Raw genomic sequence first — 1,456 nt, 5'->3', positions numbered from 1 at the left:
CGCCGGGCCGGCGGGACCCGAGCTGGCTGCCGCACGTACGCCTGGTCGGGGTGAACGTGAACACCGACCGCGAGTTCGGCCTGGCCCTGCTCCGCTTCCTCGGCGCCGAGCTGCGCAGCCGCGCCGACGCCGCCAAGCGCCACGAGGTCACGAACCTCGCCGAGCTGCGCGCCGAGGACCCGGACGGGCACTGGCCGCGCATCGTCGCCGTGGTCGACGAGTTCCAGGTGCTGCTCTCCGGGCGCGACGCCGTGGCCGCCGAGGCGGTCGACCTGCTCGAGGACCTCGCCCGCCGCGGCCGCTCCCAGGGCATCCACCTGGTGCTGGCCAGCCAGGACGTCTCCGGCATCGAGGCGCTGTGGGGCCGCCCCGCGCTGGTGGCCCAGTTCTCGCTGCGCATCGCGCTGCCCCGGGCCCGCCGCGTGCTGGCCGAGACGAACATGGCCGCCGAGGCGCTGCCCCGCTACCACGCGGTGGTCAACGCCGACTCGGGCGCGATCGAGGCCAACCGCGTCGTCCGGGTGCCCGACGCCGGCGACCGGGAGCGGTGGAGCGCCCTGCAACACCGGTTGTGGCGGCGGCGGCCGTCGGACATGCTCGCGCCCCGGCTCTTCGACGGCGACGCGATCCCGCGGCTCGGCGACAGCCTCGACTACCAGCAGCTGGACTCCGGCGCGGCGGCCCCGGTGGTGCTGCTGGGCGAGACGATCGACGTGCAGGCCCGCTCCGCGCGTACGGTGCTCCGGCGCGCCCCCGGCCGCAACATCGCCGTCATGGGCACCCGCGTGGACGAGGCCTGCGCGATCCTGCACACCGCGGCGCGCTCGCTCGCGGCCCAGTTCCCGCCGGGGTCGGCGCAGTTCAAGGTGGCCTGCCTCGACGCCGATGCCGCCTCCGCCGTCGTGGCCCTTAAGGATGTCCTGCCGGCCGAGGACACCGACTACTTCGACTCGGACAACTTCGACCTGCTCCTCGAGACCGCCGCCGACCGGGCCGAGTTCGGGACGGCCGCCGACAAGCCCCTCTTCCTGCTCCTGTACGCCGTCGACGCCGCGCCCGGCGGCGACCTGCTGCGCCGCATCCTGCGCCAGGGCCCCGAGCGCCGCATCCACGTGATCGGCTGGTGGCGCGGGGCCGCCCTGCTGCGCGACACGCTCGGCGGGCATGCCAGCCGTACGGACGTCATCGGCTCGTGGGTGGCCCTGGACGTGCACGGCAGCGAGCTGTCGCCCTACTATCCCGGCCACGGCTCCCCCGCCTGGTACCCGCGGCCGTGGCGGGCCCTCCACTTCGACCGCTCGGTGCATCGTGGCGCCGAGGTCATCATCCCCTACGGACCCTCATGACGACTCCCGACACCGACGGCGTCCTCGAGCGCCGCACGCCCGACTACCGCAGCGTCGTCAAGCGGCTGACGGAGCTCGACGCCGACGCCGCCAAGCACCGCGACGAGGCC

1 pseudogene is annotated in these 1,456 nt (G+C 75.0%); it reads left to right on the top strand.

Annotated features, from left to right (window positions below):
* Positions 1-1,346, top strand: a pseudogene (locus tag RBH18_RS43805) (FtsK/SpoIIIE domain-containing protein); the annotation flags it as partial.
* Positions 1,347-1,456: the final 110 nt, after the last annotated feature.

Origin of the sequence: Actinoplanes oryzae (assembly GCF_030757795.1) — a bacterium.
GTDB lineage: Bacteria > Actinomycetota > Actinomycetes > Mycobacteriales > Micromonosporaceae > Actinoplanes.
Note: the sequence above shows the minus strand (reverse complement) of the source record. Positions and strands in the feature narration are given on the sequence as shown.